Source organism: Streptomyces sp. NPDC032126 (assembly GCF_055580085.1).
Genome location: NZ_JBVIMA010000009.1, coordinates 298794 through 316119, shown reverse-complemented (window position 1 = coordinate 316119; position 17326 = coordinate 298794). Strand labels below are relative to the sequence as shown.

16 protein-coding genes are annotated in these 17326 nt (G+C 71.9%); 11 read left to right on the top strand and 5 right to left on the bottom strand.

The features are described from left to right. Positions 1-52: 52 nt before the first annotated feature. From ACZ5NW_RS30760 to ACZ5NW_RS30735, 6 genes are all read left to right on the top strand, one after another. Positions 53-1282, top strand: coding sequence for an amidohydrolase family protein (locus tag ACZ5NW_RS30760; RefSeq protein ID WP_468747236.1), 1230 nt, complete (start codon positions 53-55; stop codon positions 1280-1282). An 8-nt stretch (positions 1283-1290) separates the two neighbouring features. Beyond that, positions 1291-2193 (top strand): LLM class F420-dependent oxidoreductase, encoded by a 903-nt coding sequence (locus ACZ5NW_RS30755; protein ID WP_468747235.1) that lies wholly within the window; start codon positions 1291-1293, stop codon positions 2191-2193. A gap of 8 nt (positions 2194-2201) precedes the next feature. Beyond that, positions 2202-2972, top strand: a complete 771-nt coding sequence (locus tag ACZ5NW_RS30750) for an SDR family NAD(P)-dependent oxidoreductase (protein ID WP_468747234.1) — start codon at positions 2202-2204, stop codon at positions 2970-2972. Between the two features lie 110 nt (positions 2973-3082). Next, positions 3083-4201 carry an LLM class flavin-dependent oxidoreductase gene (locus ACZ5NW_RS30745; protein ID WP_468747233.1) on the top strand — a complete coding sequence of 373 codons (1119 nt, stop codon included), beginning with the start codon at positions 3083-3085 and terminating at the stop codon, positions 4199-4201. A 94-nt stretch (positions 4202-4295) separates the two neighbouring features. Further along, the gene (locus ACZ5NW_RS30740; protein ID WP_468747232.1) at positions 4296-6017 is read left to right on the top strand and encodes an N-acyl-D-amino-acid deacylase family protein; all 1722 of its coding nucleotides are present in this window, start codon (positions 4296-4298) and stop codon (positions 6015-6017) included. Then, positions 6014-7465, top strand: coding sequence for an aldehyde dehydrogenase family protein (locus ACZ5NW_RS30735; RefSeq protein ID WP_468747231.1), 1452 nt, complete (start codon positions 6014-6016; stop codon positions 7463-7465). Before ACZ5NW_RS30740 ends, ACZ5NW_RS30735 begins: the two co-directional genes overlap by 4 nt. Positions 7466-7480: 15 nt before the next feature. Here ACZ5NW_RS30735 and ACZ5NW_RS30730 read toward each other — a convergent pair whose 3' ends face one another. Continuing rightward, complete coding sequence (locus tag ACZ5NW_RS30730) at positions 7481-7876, bottom strand: nitroreductase/quinone reductase family protein (RefSeq protein ID WP_468747230.1); 396 nt, start codon at positions 7874-7876, stop codon at positions 7481-7483. A gap of 36 nt (positions 7877-7912) precedes the next feature. Next, positions 7913-8842 carry an oxidoreductase gene (locus ACZ5NW_RS30725; protein ID WP_468747229.1) on the bottom strand — a complete coding sequence of 310 codons (930 nt, stop codon included), beginning with the start codon at positions 8840-8842 and terminating at the stop codon, positions 7913-7915. Between the two features lie 129 nt (positions 8843-8971). On the opposite strand from ACZ5NW_RS30725, the gene ACZ5NW_RS30720 reads away from it, so the two are divergent. From ACZ5NW_RS30720 to ACZ5NW_RS30705, 4 genes are all read left to right on the top strand, one after another. Then, the gene (locus ACZ5NW_RS30720; protein WP_468747228.1) at positions 8972-9565 is read left to right on the top strand and encodes a TetR/AcrR family transcriptional regulator; all 594 of its coding nucleotides are present in this window, start codon (positions 8972-8974) and stop codon (positions 9563-9565) included. 173 nt (positions 9566-9738) lie between these two features. After that, positions 9739-10590 (top strand): LLM class F420-dependent oxidoreductase, encoded by an 852-nt coding sequence (locus ACZ5NW_RS30715; RefSeq protein WP_468747227.1) that lies wholly within the window; start codon positions 9739-9741, stop codon positions 10588-10590. After that, on the top strand, positions 10587-13199 hold the full coding sequence (locus ACZ5NW_RS30710) for a bifunctional FO biosynthesis protein CofGH (RefSeq protein WP_468747226.1): 2613 nt from the start codon (positions 10587-10589) through the stop codon (positions 13197-13199). The genes ACZ5NW_RS30715 and ACZ5NW_RS30710 overlap by 4 nt, the downstream gene beginning before the upstream one ends. Positions 13200-13286: 87 nt before the next feature. Next, positions 13287-13865: a hypothetical protein gene (locus ACZ5NW_RS30705; protein WP_468747350.1), complete on the top strand. Its 579-nt coding sequence runs from the start codon at positions 13287-13289 to the stop codon at positions 13863-13865. On the opposite strand, the gene ACZ5NW_RS30700 is transcribed toward ACZ5NW_RS30705, so the two are convergent. Then, positions 13849-14391 carry a DUF2165 domain-containing protein gene (locus tag ACZ5NW_RS30700; protein ID WP_468747225.1) on the bottom strand — a complete coding sequence of 181 codons (543 nt, stop codon included), beginning with the start codon at positions 14389-14391 and terminating at the stop codon, positions 13849-13851. The two genes, ACZ5NW_RS30705 and ACZ5NW_RS30700, sit on opposite strands and share 17 nt — an antisense overlap. Positions 14392-14578: 187 nt before the next feature. Between ACZ5NW_RS30700 and ACZ5NW_RS30695 the strand changes: the two genes are divergently transcribed. Continuing rightward, on the top strand, positions 14579-16852 hold the full coding sequence (locus tag ACZ5NW_RS30695; protein WP_468747224.1) for a tetratricopeptide repeat protein: 2274 nt from the start codon (positions 14579-14581) through the stop codon (positions 16850-16852). Here the strand turns inward: ACZ5NW_RS30695 and ACZ5NW_RS30690 are convergent. Together ACZ5NW_RS30690 and ACZ5NW_RS30685 are read right to left on the bottom strand one after the other, a co-directional pair. Next, a complete protein-coding gene (locus ACZ5NW_RS30690) occupies positions 16833-17021 on the bottom strand; it encodes a DUF397 domain-containing protein (protein ID WP_468747223.1) in 189 nt (62 codons plus the stop codon). The two genes, ACZ5NW_RS30695 and ACZ5NW_RS30690, sit on opposite strands and share 20 nt — an antisense overlap. Next, positions 17018-17326: Scr1 family TA system antitoxin-like transcriptional regulator (locus ACZ5NW_RS30685; protein WP_468747222.1), on the bottom strand; the 309-nt coding region annotated here is incomplete at its 5' end. The genes ACZ5NW_RS30690 and ACZ5NW_RS30685, both read right to left, overlap by 4 nt.

Genomic DNA, 17326 nt, shown 5'->3' with positions numbered 1-17326 from the left:
ACCCCCTCCACACCAGCTGACGGTCCGTCAGATCAGCGCTACGGTGGCCCACATGGAGAAGACCGCGCACCTCCCGCTGATCATTTCCGTCGACGACCACACCGTCGAACCCCCGCATGTGTGGCAGGACCGCCTTCCGAGGAAGTACCGCGACACCGGCCCCCGTATCGTGCGCGCCCCGCTGAAGGAGATGACCTTCCTCGGCGGCCGCTTCAAGCCCGTCATGGGCGAGGCCGGGGACGAGGGGCCGCTCGGCGACTGGTGGATCTACGAGGACCTCCACCGGCCCCTCACCCGCCTCGACACCGCCGTCGGCTTCGACCGCGACGAGATCAAACTCGAGGTCATCACCTACGAGCAGATGCGCCCGGGGTCCTACGACGTCCCCGCCCGCCTCGCCGACATGGACGTCAACCACGTCCAGTCCGCGCTCTGCTTCCCCACCTTCCCCCGCTTCTGCGGCCAGACCTTCACCGAGGCGAGCGACCACGAGCTCGGCCTGCTCTGCGTGCGCGCCTACAACGACTGGATGGTGGAGGAGTGGTGCGGCCCGAAGGCCCAGGGCCGGCTCATCCCGCTCACCCTCATCCCCCTGTGGGACGCCGAGCTGGCCGCGGCCGAGGTGCGGCGCAACGCCGCCCGGGGCGTCCGTGCCGTCGCGTTCTCCGAGATACCCCCGCACCTCGGCCTGCCCTCCGTGCACACCGACGCCTGGGACCCCTTCCTCGCCGCCTGCGACGAGACCGGCACCGTCATCGCCATGCACATCGGCTCCAGCAGCCGTATGCCGTCCACCTCCGCCGACGCCCCGCCCGCCGTCGGCTCCACCATCACCTTCGCCAACTGCTGCTTCTCCATGGTCGACTGGCTGATGAGCGGCAAGTTCGAGCGCTTCCCGAACCTGCGGGTGATGTACGCGGAGGGCCAGATCGGCTGGATCCCGTACATCCTCGAACGCGCCGACGTGGTCTGGGAGGAGAACCGCGGCTGGGGCGGAGTCGCCGACAAGGTCCACCGCCCGCCGTCCGAGCTGTTCGCCGGCCATGTCTACGGCTGCTTCTTCGACGACGCCTTCGGCCTGCGCAACCTCGACGCGATCGGCCTCGGCAACGTCCTGTACGAGACCGACTACCCGCACTCCGACTCCACCTGGCCCAAGTCCCGCGAGGTCGGCGAGGCCCAGATGGGCCACCTGGACCCCGACGTCGTCGAGCGGATCGTCCGGGGCAACGCCATCGACCTGCTGGGACTCACCCCCGAGGGCCTGTGGGGCGGCGCGTGAAGTACGGCATGCAGCTCCCGGTCCAGTCCCAGAGCACCCTGTACGCCGAGCCCTGGGAGACCGAGGCGGGCCCCGCCGACCTGGTCGAGGTCGCGCGGGCCGCCGACCGGGCCGGCTTCGCGTACATCGCCGCCTGCGACCACGTCGGCGTCCCGCGCCGCCTCGCGCCCGCGATGAGCACGGTCTGGTACGACCCGGTGGCCACCCTGGCCCACCTCGCGGCCGTCACCGAACGCACCCGTCTGCTCAGCCATGTCGCCGTGGTCGTCCTGCGCCACCCGCTGGTCACGGCCAAGCAGTACGCCACCCTCGACCGTCTCTCCGGCGGCCGGCTGATCCTCGGGGTCGGCGCCGGGCACGTACGGGAGGAGTTCGAGGCGCTGGGGGTCGACTTCGAGCGGCGCGGGGCCCTGCTCGACGAGTCGATCGCCGCGCTGCGGGCGGCGTTCGCGGACGAGTTCCCCGAGCACCACGGGAAGGTCCACGACTTCGCGGGCCTGGGTCAGCGGCCGCGCCCCGCGCAGGAGCGGGTGCCGCTGTGGGTCGGCGGATCGTCCCCCGCGGCGGTGCGCCGGGCCGCCCTCCGGGGCGACGGCTGGCTGCCGCAGGGCGATCCGCGCGAGCGGCTGCCCGCCCGGATCGGGACCATCCGGCGGCTGCGCGAGGAGGCCGGCCTCGACGGGCCGTTCACCGTCGGCGCCATCGCCGAGCCGCTCTACGTCGGCCGGCCCGCGTGGGACGTGGGCCGGCGCACCCTCACCGGCGGCGCGGAAGCACTCGCCGAGTCGCTGCGCGCGTACGCGACGATGGGCGTGCACCAGCTCCAGGTGCGCCTGCGCAGCCGGGGCCGCGCCGAACTCATCGACCAGATCACCGCGTTCGGGGCGGAGGTCGCCCCCCACCTGGACTGAGGAGAGCCATGGGCAAGCTGGACGGCCGCGTCGTCATCGTCACCGGTGCCGCGCGCGGACAGGGTGAGCAGGAGGCGCGCCTCTTCGCCGCGGAGGGCGCGCGGGTCGTCGTCACCGATGTCCTGGACGGGCCGGGCGAGGCCCTCGCGAAGGAACTCGGGGCGCTGTACGCCCACCTCGACGTCGGCGAGGAGAGCGAGTGGCGGGCGGCCGTACGGGCCGCGAAGGAGACCTACGGCCAGGTCGACGGGCTGGTCAACAACGCGGGCGTGCTGCGCTTCAACGCGCTCGTCGACACCCCGCTGGACGAGTTCATGCAGGTCGTACGGGTCAACCAGGTCGGCTGCTTCCTCGGCGTGAAGACCGTCGCGCCGGAGCTGGGCAGCGGCGGCACGATCGTGAACACCGCCTCCTACACCGGGGTGACGGGCATGGCGGCCGTGGGGGCGTACGCCGCCACCAAGCACGCGATCGTCGGGCTCACCCGGGTCGCCGCGCTGGAGCTGGCCGGGCGGGGCATCCGGGTGAACGCGATGTGCCCCGGCGCGATCGACACCGCCATGTCCAACCCGGCCCGCCTGGACCCGGACGCGGATCCCGAGGAGACGGCGCGGGCGCTGGACGTGCTGTACCGCAAGCTGGTGCCGCTCGGGCGGATCGGGCGGCCCGAGGAGGTGGCCCGGCTGGCGCTCTTCCTGACGTCCGACGACTCCTCCTACATCACCGGGCAGCCGTTCGTGATCGACGGGGGCTGGCTGGCGGGCGTCTCGGTCCTGTGACCGTCGTACCCGACTGACCGTATCTGACTGACCGTCAGCTATTGACGGTGCATGCGGCCGGTGCCAATCTGACGAACCGTCAGCCAACTGAACCGGGGACGGTGACCTCCGTGGAATTCGGGCTCTTTGTACAGGGATACGTGGGCAAGCGCGCCGAGACCGACCCGCTGGCCGAGCACAAGGCGCTGATGGAGGAGACGGAGTACGTCATCCAGGCCGACCGCTCCGGCTTCAAGTACGCCTGGGCCTCCGAGCACCACTTCCTGGAGGAGTACTCGCACCTCTCCGCCAACGACGTCTTCCTGGGATATCTGGCGCACGCGACGGAGCGGATCCATCTGGGGTCGGGGATCTTCAACCCGCTCGCCCAGGTCAACCACCCGGTGAAGGTCGCCGAGAAGGTCGCCATGCTCGACCATCTCACCGAGGGGCGCTTCGAGTTCGGGTCCGGGCGAGGTGCCGGGTCGCACGAGATCCTCGGGTTCATACCGGGCGTGACCGATATGAACTACACCAAGGAGATCTGGGAAGAGACCATCGCCGAGTTCCCGAAGATGTGGCTCCAGGACGAGTACGTCGGCTTCCAGGGCAAGCACTGGCAGCTGCCGCCGCGCAAGGTCCTGCCGAAGCCGTACGGGAAGTCCCACCCCGCGATGTGGTACGCGGCCGGGTCGCCGGCGTCGTACGCCATGGCCGCGAAGAAGGGGCTCGGGGTGCTCGGCTTCAGCATCCAGAAGGTGTCCGACATGGCGTGGGTGCTGGAGCAGTACAAGACGGCGGTCGTGGACGCCGAGCCGGTCGGGGACTTCGTCAACGACAACGTGATGGTGACGACGACGGCGATCTGCGCGCCCACCCATGACGAGGCCATCTCGATCGCCGTGAACGGCGGGCTGCACTATCTGCCGTCGCTGGTCTTCCGGTACCACGACACGTTCCCGCGCCCCGAGGGGTTCCCGGAGTGGCCGGAGACGCTGCCCGAGTACACGCCGGAGTTCGTGGAGCTGCTGATCGAGGAGGAGCTGCTGATCTGCGGGGACCCGGAGGAGGTGCTGCGGCAGTGCAAGGCGTGGGAGCAGGCCGGGGCGGATCAGTTGAGCTTCGGGTTGCCGGTGGGGGTGCCGAAGGAGGAGACGTTGCAGACGATTCGGTTGATCGGGGAGTACGTGATTCCGCGGATCGATACGGATCCCGTGCATCGGACTTCGCGGTTCCGGGGTGCGGCTTGATCGTCGTTGCGGGGTGCGGGTCGCTTGTGGCTGGTCGCGCAGTTCCCCGCGCCCCTAAAAACCTTCCGCCCACCCCGAGTTGAAGGGGGCACTCATGCTCGATCACCTCATCAAAGGGGCGACCGTGGTCGATGGCACCGGCGCGCCCGCCTTCGCCGCCGACGTCGGCATCCGAGACGGTCGTATCGTCGCCATCGGGACCGTCACCGAGGACGCCCGGAGCAGTGAGGACGCTCGCGGGCTCGTTCTCGCGCCCGGGTTCGTCGACCCCCATACCCACTACGACGCCCAGCTGTTCTGGGATCCGTATGCCACGCCGTCCCTGAATCACGGGGTCACTACCGTTGCCGCCGGGAACTGCGGGTTCACGCTTGCTCCGTTGAAGGCGGGGGACGCCGACTACACGCGGCGCATGATGTCCAAGGTCGAGGGGATGTCGCTGGTCGCCCTGGAGGACGGGGCGCCCTGGAGCTGGCACACCTTCGGGGAGTATCTGGACGCCCTGGAGGGGCGGATCGCCGTCAACGCCGGGTTCATGGTGGGGCATTGCGCGCTGCGGCGGTATGTGATGGGGCCGGACGCGGTCGGCGGGCAGCCCAGTGAGGAGCAGCTGGCGGAGATAGTGCGGTTGCTTCACGACGCCATGGACGCCGGGGCCTGGGGTTTCTCCACCACTCAGTCCTCGACGCACTCGGACGGCGACGGGAAGCCGGTCGCCTCCCGGCACGCGAAACCGGCGGAGCTGCTGGCGCTCTCGCGTGCCGTAGGCGAGCACGAAGGGACGCAGATCGAGGCGATCGTCGCCGGGTGTCTCGACCAGTTCAGCGATGCCGAGATCGAGCTGTTCGTCGAGATGAGCGCGGTGGCGGGGCGGCCGCTGAACTGGAATGTCCTGACCATCGACGCGGCCGTCCCCGAGCGGGTGCCCCGGCAGTTGCTGGCGAGCGAGCAGGCGCGCAAGGCGGGCGGCCGGATCGTCGCGCTGACCATGCCGATCCTCACGCCGATGAACATGTCCCTCGGCACGTTCTGCGCGCTGAACCTCATCCCCGGGTGGGGCGACATCCTCGGGCTGCCGGTCCCGGAGCGGATCGCCCGGCTGCGCGACCCGGAGGTGCGGGCCGAGATGCTGCGGCGCGCGGCGTCCAAGGAGGCCGGCGTCTTCCGGCGGCTGACGAACTTCGGGCGCTACGTCATCGGCGACACCTACAGCGAGGAGAACGCCGGGCTGTCCGGACGGGTGGTCCAGGACATCGCGGCGGAACGCGGCCAGGACGCCTTCCAGTGCCTGGTGGAGATCTGCGCCGCCGACACCCTCCGTACGGTGCTGTGGCCCATGCCCACCGACAACGACCCCGCGTCCTGGGCGCTGCGGGCCGAGACCTGGCAGCACGAGGACGTCATGCTCGGCGGCTCCGACGCGGGTGCGCACCTGGACCGGATGTGCGGGGCGCCGTACACGACCCGCTTCATCGGGGACTGTCTGCGCGGGCGGAAGCTGGTCGGCCTGGAGCAGGCCGTGAAGATGCTCACGGACGACCCGGCGCGGCTCTTCGGGCTGGTCGGCCGGGGGCGGATCCAGGAGGGCTTCCACGCGGACCTGGTCCTGTTCGACCCGGAGCGGATCGACGCCGGTACGGCCACCCTGGTGCACGACCTGCCGGGCGACAGCCCCCGCCTGGACTCCCGGGCGATCGGGATACGGGCGGTGTGGGTCAACGGCGTGGAGGCGATCCGCGACGACGTGGTGACCGGGGCCGTCCCGGGGAGGGTGCTGCGGTCCGGGCGGGACACCCGGACGGTGAACACGAGGTGAGCGGCGGCCAGCGCCTGTTCCTCGACGGCCGGTGGGTGGAGCCGGACGCCGGGCACTACGCCGTGGTCGACCCCGCCACCGAGGACACCGTCGGTCTCGCGCCCGAGTCCTCCCGGGACCAGGCCCTCGCCGCCTGCGCCGCCGCCCGTGAGGCCCTCGGTCCGTGGTCGCGCACGCCGCCGGAGGAGCGGGCGGCGATCCTCGGCCGGACCGCGGAGATCGTCCGGGAGCGGTTCCTGCCGTACGCGGAGCTCGCCGCCGCCGAGACCGGGGCCACCACCGGCACCGCGCGGGCCATGCAGGTCGGGGTGGGCGCGGCCCGTTTCCGGCGGTACGCGCGCGTGGAGCCAGCGGAGTGGCCGATCCCGCCGCAGATCAACGAGGCCGGGCCGATGGGGCGGGCGGGCGTGATGGGCGCGCTGGCGGTACGGCAGCCCGTGGGCGTCGTCGCCTGCGTCACCTCGTACAACAACCCGTGGGCCAACCCGGCGGGCAAGGTCGCCCCGGCGCTCGCCATGGGCAACACGGTCGTGGTGAAACCGGCCCCGCAGGACCCCCTGTCCGTCTACCGCATGGCCGAGGCGCTGGAGGCGGCCGGGGTGCCGCCGGGCGTGGTGAACGTGGTATCCGGGCGGGCGGTGGAGATCGGCGAGGCGGTGGTGGGCAGCCCCGACGTCGACATGGTGAGCTTCACCGGCTCCACGGCCGTCGGCCGGCGCATCGCCGAGGTGTGCGGCCGGGACATGAGACGCCAGCTGATGGAGCTGGGCGGGAAGGGCGCGGCGATCGTCTTCGACGACGCGGACCTGGCCTCCGCGGTGGCCGGCATCGGCACGACCTTCTCCTTCTACAGCGGCCAGATCTGCACGGCCCCGACGAGGGTCCTGGCCCAGCGGGGCGTGTACGCGCGGCTGGTCGAGCAACTGGCCGCCTACGCCGGACGGTTGAAGGTGGGCGATCCCCGGGAGCCGGACACGGTCGTCGGCCCGGTGATCTCGGCGGCGCACCGGGACCGGGTGGAGTCGTACGTCGAACTGGGCCGTAAGGAGGGCGCGGTGGTGGTCGCGGGCGGTGAACGGCCGCTTCTCGACCGGGGTTTCTACGTCGCCCCGACCCTCCTCGCCGACTGCGCGAACGAGATGCGGGTGGCCCGGGAGGAGATCTTCGGCCCGGTGGTCGCCGTGCTTCCCTTCGACGAGGAGGACGAGGCCGTCGCCCTGGCGAACGACTCCGACTACGGCCTGATCGACTACGTCTGGTCGGGTGACGTGGCCCGGGCCTTCCGGGTGGCCCGTCGCCTGCGGGCGGGCGGCGTCGGCGTCAACACGGTCGGCCGGAACATGGAGGCCCCGTTCGGCGGCTTCAAGAAGAGCGGCGTGGGCCGTGACGTCGGCTCGTACGCCCTGCACGCGTACAGCGAGGTGCAGGCGATCGTCTGGTCGACGTGACCCGGCCGGGCGGCGTCAGCGGTCCAGGTCGACCCGCACCGTCAGCAGCCCCGTCCCCAGGACGCGTACCGCCGTGCTGTTGAGGCGGGGCAGCGTGCGCAGGCGGGTCGCCGGGTCGTCGTAGGGGAGCAGATGGGCGGTGCCGGTGTGCCAGCGGCCCCGGACGCGGACCCGCACCCGGGGGTCGGCCTTGATGTTGCGGACGTACTGGGACTTCTCGCCGAACTCCGAGACGAGCCAGAAGCAGTCACCGATCCGCCGCCCGCCGACCGGCGTCCGGCGGGGCAGGCCGGAGACGCGGCCGGTGGTCTCCAGGACCGTCTGGAGGGGGATCCGGCGCAGCACCGGATTGGCGACACGGCGCTGGAAGCCGGTGACGGCACGGAATCGAAGATCGCCGAGACGGGACATGCGACCAGGATGCCCCGTCCCGCGACCGGCACGCACTCAGCCCTGTGCCACCGCCGCCACAGGGGCGGGGAAGGTGACGCCGGTCAGTTCCTCGGAGACGGTCCACAGGCGGCGGGCCGTGGCCGGGTCGCCGGCCGCGCGGGAGCGGCCCACCAGGGTCGGGGCGCCGCGCATCTCGAAGAGGCCGTCGGGGCCGACATAGCTCGCGCCGGGCAGGTCCTGGACGGCGGCGTACAGGGTGGGCAGCGCGCCGGCCTCGCTGTCCTGGGCGAGGAGGCGGTTGCCGACGCGCATGACGAGGCGGCGCAGGGCGCTGGCGTCGTGGCCCTGGAGGTTGGTGGCGGCCCACCCGGGGTGCGCGGCCAGCGCGCGGACGGGCGAGCCGGCGGCGGTGAGGCGCCGCTGGAGTTCCAGGGTGAAGAGCAGGTTGGCGAGCTTGGACTGGCTGTAGGCGGCGATCGGCGCGTACTCGCCGGCCAGGTCGAGGTTGTCGAAGCGGATGCGGGGGTTGCCCGGCGCCCGGTGCGCGCCGGACGAGAGCGTGACCACGCGGTCGGTGATGTGCGGCAGCAGCAGGTTGGTGAGGGCGAAGTGGCCCAGGTGGTTGGTGCCGAACTGCATCTCGAAGCCGTCCTTGGTGCGGGCCTCGGGGATGTTCATGACGCCGGCGTTGTTGATGAGCAGGTCCAGGTTCCCGCGCCAGCCCGCGGCGAACGCGCGCACGGAGGAGAGGTCGGCCAGGTCGAGGCGGCGGACCTCCACGCTGCCGTGCACGGTCGCGGCGGCCTCCTCGCCGCGCTTGGGGTCCCGTACGGCGAGGACCACATGGGCGCCGGCGCCGGCCAGCGCCTTGACGGTGTCCAGGCCGAGACCGCTGTTGGCGCCGGTCACGACGGCGGTGCGGCCGGTCTGGTCGGGAATGTCCTGGGTGTTCCAGGGGCGGGGGGTGGTGTCGGTGTTCGCCATGGCGGTCTTCTCCGGTCTTCTCAGGGGGCGTCCCTTCAATGTAGGCGCTGATAACAATGTATGCAACGATAACAATGTAGGCAGTGCCGACAATGTCGGCGCTGATCACACCCCAACTAAGCTGAGGCCATGAAGAGCCGCCGCCCCTACCACCACGGAGACCTTCGAGCGGAACTGCTCACCCGGGCCGAGGAGACCCTCAGGGAACGGGGGACGGGCGCGCTGTCCCTGCGGGAACTGGCCCGTGACATCGGGGTGAGCCCGGCCGCGCCCAGCCGCCACTTCAAGACCAAGCAGGTCCTGCTGGACGCCCTCGCGGTGGTCGGATTCGAGCGGCTGAGCGAGGTGATCGCGGCCTCCCAGGACGGCGCCGGCGCGTCGTTCGCCGAGCGGGTCGACGCCGCGGCCCGCGCCTACGTCACCTTCGCCGTGGACAACGCCGCCCTGCTCGACCTGATGTTCTCGGCCAAGCACAGCCCGGAGGCGTCGGAGGCGCTCGGGCGGGTCGCCCACCGCTGGGCGGACCAGCTCCTCGAACTGATCGCCGAGGGCCAGCGCGCGGGCGAGGTGCGCGAGGGCCCGCTGGAACGCGTCGGCCTGCCCGTCTTCGCCGCCCTCCACGGCTACGCCGACCTGGCGGTCAGCGGCGTCCTACCCCCCGAAACAACCGAACACGGCCTGACCGACGTAATCGAGTCCATCCGGCGAGGCTGCGCGCCCTGAAGGGGCGCGGGGCTGTATCGATATGCGGCTCCGCCGCGTGGGCGCGACAAGCCCCCACCGACCCGCACCCGAAACACAACCTGCCGACCAGTCGGTATGGACACCAGCACATCTCCCCGGTACAGATGAGGTCACCCACAGGTCACCCACCCGACCGCGAAAGGGCGGAGCCCATGCGTATCGCCGTCACCATCTTCCTCACCGACGAGACGATCACCCCCACCCGCCTCGCCCGTGAGCTGGAGCAGCGCGGCTACGCCGGGCTCTTCCTGCCCGAGCACACCCACATCCCCGTCGAGCGCACCACCCCCTACCCGGCCGGCGGCGACCTCCCCCGCGAGTACGGCCGCACCCTCGACCCCTTCGTCGCCCTCGGTCAGGCCGCCGCGGTGACCGAAGGCCTCGGTCTCGGCACCGGCATCACCCTCGTCGCCCAGCACGACCCGATCGACCTCGCCAAGCAGATCGCCACCGTCGACCACCTCTCCGGCGGCCGCCTCACCCTCGGCCTCGGCTTCGGCTGGAACGTCGAGGAGGCCGCCGACCACGGCGTCTCCTGGCGTACGAGGAGGGAGCTGGTCCGGGACCGGATGGCGCTGATGCGGGCGCTGTGGGCCGACGAACCCACCGCCTACGAGGGCGAGTTCGGATCCGTGCGGGCCAGCCACGCCCACCCCAAGCCGGTACAGAAGCCGCGCGGGCCGGTCGTCGGTCCGCGCACCCTCGTCGGCGGGGCCGCCGGGCCCAAGCTGTTCGCGCACATCTGCGAGTACGCCGACGGCTGGCTGCCGATCGGCGGGCGCGGCCTGTCCGAGGCGCTGCCGCTGCTGCGCACCGCCTGGGCCGACGCGGGCCGCGACCCGGCCGCCCTCCAGGTCGTGCCGTACGCCGTCCACCCCAGCCCCGGCAAGCTCGCCCACTACGCCGACCTCGGCATCGAGGAGATCGTGGCCCAGTTGCCGTCCGCGGGGGAGAGCGAGGTGTTCCGGGTGTTGGACGACCTCGATCGTATGCTCGACAGATGACGACTTCCGCGACCTCCGGAACCGGCCCCAGCGAGCGTCCCGGCGCCCCCGGTCCGACCGAGAACTCCCTGCGTCGCGCTCTGAAACGGGCCCGGGACGGCGTCGCCCTCGACGTCGCCGAGGCGGCGGTGCTGCTCCAGGCCCGCGGCGATCACCTGGCGGACCTCGTGGCGTCCGCCGGACGGGTGCGCGACGCGGGCCTTGAGGCGGCCGGCCGGCCGGGCGTCATCACCTACTCCAAGAGCGTCTTCATCCCGCTCACCCGGCTGTGCCGGGACAAGTGCCACTACTGCACCTTCGTCACCGTCCCCGGCAAGCTGCGGCGCGCCGGGCACGGGATGTTCATGTCGCCCGACGAGGTCCTCGACATCGCCCGCAAGGGCGCGGCTCTCGGCTGCAAGGAAGCCCTCATCACCCTCGGCGACAAGCCCGAGGACCGCTGGCCGGAAGCGCGCGAATGGCTCGACGCGCACGGCTACGACGACACCATCGCCTACGTCCGCGCCATATCGATCCGCATCCTGGAGGAGACGGGCCTGCTGCCCCATCTCAACCCGGGCGTCATGACGTGGACCGACTTCCAGCGCCTCAAGCCCGTCGCCCCGTCCATGGGCATGATGCTGGAGACGACCGCGACCCGCCTGTGGTCGGAGCCCGGCGGCCCCCACTACGGCTCCCCGGACAAGGAACCCGCCGTACGGCTGCGGGTCCTGGAGGACGCCGGCCGCTCCTCGGTGCCCTTCACCTCCGGCCTCCTCATCGGCATCGGCGAGACCCACGAGGAGCGCGCGGAGTCGCTGTTCGCGCTGCGGAAGGTGGCGCGGGCCCACCACGGCATCCAGGAACTGATCATCCAGAACTTCCGCGCCAAGCCGGACACCGCGATGCGCGGCATGCCCGACGCGGAACTCGACGAGCTGGTCGCGGCGGTGGCCGTCGCCCGGCACATCATGGGCCCGGCCGCCAACATCCAGGCCCCGCCGAACCTGGTGGACAGCGAGTACGAGCGGCTCATCGCGGCCGGCATCGACGACTGGGGCGGCGTATCGCCCCTCACGATCGACCACGTCAACCCGGAGCGCCCCTGGCCGCGGATCGAGGAACTCGCCGCGACCTCGGCGGCCGCCGGCTTCGAACTGCGCGAACGGCTCTGCGTGTACCCGGAGTTCGTGCGCCGGGGCGAGCCCTGGCTGGACCCCCGGCTGCTGCCGCACGTGCGCGCGCTCGCCGACCCGGAGACCGGCCTCGCCGTCCCGGACGCCGTCGTCGAGGGCCGGCCCTGGCAGGAGCCGGAGGAGGTGTTCGTCGCCTCCGGCCGCACGGATCTGCACCGCACCATCGACACCGACGGCCGTACGTCCGACCGGCGCGACGACTTCGACGAGGTGTACGGCGACTGGGGCGCCCTGCGCGAGGCGGCCGCCCCCGGCATGGTTCCGGAGCGGATCGACACGGACGTACGGGCGGCGCTGGCGACGGCCGCCGACGACCCCACGAAACTGACCGACGCGGAGGCGCTGGCGCTGCTGCACGCGGACGGCCCGGCGCTGGACGCGCTGACGAGGATCGCCGACGACGTGCGCCGGGCGGCCGTCGGCGACGACGTCACGTACATCGTCACCCGCAACATCAACTTCACCAACGTCTGCTACACCGGCTGCCGGTTCTGCGCCTTCGCGCAGCGCCGCACCGACGCCGACGCGTACACGCTGTCCCTGGACCAGGTCGCCGACCGGGCCCAGCAGGCGTGGGACGTGGGCGCGGTGGAGGTCTGCATGCAGGGCGGGATCCACCCCGACCTGCCGGGCACGGCGTACTTCGACATCGCGAAGGCGGTGAAGGAGCGGGTGCCGGACATGCACGTCCACGCCTTCTCCCCGATGGAGGTCGTCAACGGCGCGACGCGCACCGGCCTGTCGATCCGCGAGTGGCTGGCGGCGGCCAAGGAGGCGGGCCTCGGCTCGATCCCCGGCACGGCGGCGGAGATCCTCGACGACGAGGTCCGCTGGGTGCTGACCAAGGGCAAGCTGCCGACGGCGACCTGGATCGAGGTCGTGACGACGGCGCACGAGCTGGGCATCCGCTCCTCGTCGACGATGATGTACGGCCACGTGGACCAGCCCCGGCACTGGCTGGGCCATCTGCGCACCCTGGCGCGCATCCAGCAACAGACCGGCGGTTTCACGGAGTTCGTGACGCTGCCCTTCATCCACACCAACGCGCCGGTGTACCTGGCGGGCATCGCGCGCCCGGGCCCGACGATGCGGGACAACCGGGCGGTGACGGCGATGGCCCGCCTGCTGCTCCACCCGCACATCCCCAACATCCAGACCAGCTGGGTGAAACTGGGCACGGACGGGGCGGCGGAGATGCTGCGCTCCGGGGCGAACGACCTCGGCGGCACGCTGATGGAGGAGACGATCTCGCGGATGGCGGGCTCGTCGTACGGCTCGTACAAGTCGGTCCGCGATCTGATCGCGGTGGCGGAGGCGGCGGGCCGCCCGGCACGGCCGCGCACGACGCTGTACGGCGAGGTACCGGAGGAGAGGCAGCGGGCGGCGAGGGCGTCGGACGGTCACCTGCCGGAGCTGCTGCCGGTGCTGGACTGATCCGGGACCTACGCCGGACTGAGTACGATGATCCGACCCCCGGTATTGGGGGCACCCCCCGTATCGGGGCCAGGAGACTGAGGAGATCTGCCCGTGCCTGCCCGACGGCTGCTTCCCTCGTGGGTCTGGGTCACCGGCCTGACGACCGGCGCGATCGCCGCGGTCGCGGTCCTGGCGGTCCAGGCGGACGGGGGCCCGCACCCCGTGGCCACGGCGGCGACCCATCACACCGCCAAGCCGTCGGCGTCCGCGAAGCCCTCCGCGTCACCGAAGCCCATCGCGCCGACCGAGGTCCCGGACGGCTCGGGTGCGGGCCGCCGCATCGTGTACTCCCTCGCGCAGCACCGGGTGTGGCTGGTCGACGCCGACGAGAAGGCCCGGCGCACCTTCACGGTGTGGCCGGGCACGGTCGACCCGGCCCCCGGCAGCTACACGATCTCCCTGCGCAAGGACGCGACGACGGGCTCGGACGGCGTGAAGATCGAGCACATCGTCTACTTCACGGTCAGTTCGGGCGTGAACATCGCCTTCTCCAACGCGGTCGACGGCTCCTCGCCCCCGCCGGCCTCGGGCACGAGGACCGGCGGTATCCGCATGCCCAAGCCCGACGGCTCGGCCCTGTGGGCGTTCGGGGCGACGGGGACGAAGGTCAGGGTCGTGGAGTAGCGGCCCCCGTGGCGGCCCCCGCAGCGGCCTCGGAGTCCCTCTCCGGCAGGTGTACGACGATCAGCACCAGGCCGCTGAGGAGGATCACCCGGTTCGCCGCGTCGAGGCCGTTCCAGCTCTTGGACTGCCACATCGCGAACCACTCCCCGCCGATCCCCACGAACCCGGCCCCGAAGAGCAGCAGGACCATGAGCAGCCCGTAGGTGGAGACCCTGCGGGCCAGTCGCGTATCGCGCCGCACCCAGCACCAGGTCCCGGCCAGCAGGACGAGCGCCGCCACCGTCTCCCACACGATGATCGCGACATAGGCGGCGTCCTGAAGTCCCTTGCTGGTGACGGCCCGCCACATCAGGTCGTCGTCCTTGAAGGTGGTGTCCATGGCCAGCACATGCCGCACGAACTGCTGATTGGTCCCGAAGTCGGTGATGTTCCCGAAGGCGACGAGGGCCATGTACAGGGCGACGGTGGCGGTGAGCAGGGTGGCGGCGAGGCTGAGACCCGTGTGACGTGTGGGGGTGGTGGTCATGGCCGGTTCCTGCCCGGGCGGGGCCCGCTTCGAGCGTGTGCTTTGCGCCAGAAAACAGTCAGGGTTCGGACACTCCGACGACACCCCGACGGGCCTCCCCGGCCGGGCCGTCGCCGGGTCAGAATGGTGGGGCCAGGCGGGAGCCGACTACGGGGGTGGGTGGCGGATGAGGCCGACGCGGCCGTCCATGCAGGAGCTGATCGAACGGCGCAGACGGGCCGGGTTCGTCGGGCGTGGCGCCGAGCGCGCCGCGTTCCGTGCGAACCTGGACCTCCCGCCGGAGGACGAACGCCACCGCTTCCTCTTCCACGTGCACGGCAACGCGGGCGTCGGAAAGACCTTCCTGGTGCGCGAGTTGGAGCAGATCGCCCGCGAGAAGGGCGCGCTGACCGTGTACGTCGACGAGAGCGTCGGCAGTGTGCCGGAGGCGATGGCCGCGATCAGCCGGCAGTTCGCCGCCCGGGGACACCGGTTCAAGGAGCTGGACCGGCTGCTCGCCGTCCACCGCGACCGGCGGCACGAGGCGGAGGCGGCCGCTGTCGCGGCACTCGACGAACCCGAGCCGGAGGGCCCCTCCGCCGGTTCCGTTGCCGTGGCGCGGGCCGGGCTGGTCGGTCTGGGGATGGTGCCCGGGGTCGGCGCCTTCGCCGGAGCACTGGACGCGACACAACTCGCCCAGGGCGCCGACCGGTTGCGGGCGAGCCTCAGCGCACGCTTCCGCAACCAGGAGGACGTACAGCTCGTGCTGTCCCCGGAACGCGTCCTCACCCCCGTCCTGCTGGACGAGTTGTCCGAAGCCGCCGCCGACGCCCCGTGGATCGTCCTGTTCTTCGACACCTACGAGCGCACTGGCCCGTTCCTCGACGGCTGGCTGTACGAGGTGATCACCAGCGACCGGCACGGCACCCTCCCCGCCACGGTCGTCGTCGTCACGGCCGGCCAGCGCCCCCTCGACATCGCCCGCTGGGGCGCCTTCACCGACTTCACGGCGGAGCTGCGGCTCGGACCCTTCACGGAGGCGGAGGCGCGCGGGCTGCTCGCCGACAAGGGCGTCGTGGACGAGCCCGTGGTGGAGGAGGTGCTGCGCCTCACGGGCGGCCTGCCGGTCCTGGTCTCCACCCTCGCCTCGGCACGCCCCGCCGACCCCGAGGACGTGGGGGATCCGAGCGCGGACGCGGTGGAGCGGTTCCTCAAGTGGGAGCGGGATCCCGTGCGCAGGGCGGTCGCGCTGGCGTGCGCGCTGCCGCGACGGCTGGACGCGGACGTGTTCCGGGCGGTCGTGGACAGCCCCGACGAGCAGGTCGACGAACTGTACGCGTGGCTGAGGAGCATGCCGTTCGTCAGCGAGCGCGGGGAGCGGGTGCAGTACCACGACGTCGTACGGGCACCGATGCTGCGCCTCCAGCGACTGCGCTCGCCCCGGGGCTGGACCGAGCGGCACACCCGCCTCGCCGGGGTGTTCGGTCAGTGGCGCGCCGAAGCGCAGGCGGACGAGCACTGGAGGGACGAGCGGTGGCGGGAGCTGCGCCTCGCGGAGTCGTACCACCTGCTGTGCGCCCACCCCCGAACCGCTCTGCCGGAGATCGCACGGGATCTCGTGGAGGCGTGCGGCGAGGGCGAGGTGGTGGCCCGGCGCTGGGCGCAGACGCTGGTACAGGCGGGGGAGGACACGGACGAGGAGCAGGTCGCGGCCTGGGGGAGCGACCTCCTGGCCGCGCTGGACGCGGGCGGGGTCCTCGAAGCGCTGGGCCTGCTGCTGACGCGGGGGCGCCTCGACACGCCGGGGCGGGCCCGGGCGTACGTGGTGCGCGGAGAGGCATGCGTGGGCCAGGGCGATTTCTCCGGTGCCCTCGCCGACCTGCGCCGGGCCGACGAACTGGTCCCCGACGACGCCCGCACCCTCGCCGCGCTCGGCAACCTCCACCGGGTGACGGGAGACCTCGCGGCCGCCATGAGCGTTCTCGACCGGGCGCTCGAACTCGACCCGACGCTGGAGGACGCCTGGGCCGCCCGGGGCGTCACCCGGCAACGGCTCGGCCACGTCGACGCGGCGCTCGCGGACCTCGACCGAGCCCTGGAACTGGACCCCGACTTCACCTGGGCGCTGGTGCTACGGGCCCGCGTCTGGCGCGTGCGCGGCGACCAGGAGCGGCGCCTCGCCGACCTGGACCGCGCCGCCGCCCTCGGCCCCGACCTGCGCTGGGTGCTCTGCGAGCGGGGCGACGCCCTCACCGCCGCCGGCCGCTACGACGCCGCGCTCGCGGACTACGACCGGGCCCTCGCCGTGGACTCGACCTATGCCTCGGCCTACGCGAGCCGTGGCGCCTGCCTGGCCAGGATGGGACACCTCACGGCGGCCCTCGCCGACCTCGACCACGCGCTCGACCTCAAACCGGAGTACCCCTGGGCACTGGCCCGCCGCGCCGAGGTACAGAGCCTGCTCAGCGACCCGCGAAGCTGAGGAAGTCTCGCCAGGAGGCGCCGGAGAAGGTGAGGTGGGGGCGGTGGGTGTCTTTTGAGTCGCGGATGTGGATGGTGGGGGTGGTGGGGGATATGGCGATCTCGACGCAGTCGGGCTCGTTGGGGCCGCTGTAACTGCTCTTGAACCACGCCAACGTGGAGGTGGTCATGTCTCTTCTCCCATAACCTTCTCGATGAACGCCAGCGACTCCCGGGGGGAGAGGGCCTGTGCCCGGATCATCCCATAACGCATATCCAGGAGCTGGACCTCCCGTGGATCGCTGATCACCTGGCTGTTCCGCTCGCCTGCCGAGAATCCCAGTGTCTTGCCGTCCTGGAGCTTGAATACACGGAATGACCCGCTCACCCCCGCGTGGTCCTGGTGCTCCATGGGCATCACCTGGAGGTCCACGTGCGGCAAGTTGGCGACCTCCAATAGGTGTTCAAGCTGCTGCCGTAGCACCACTCTGCCACC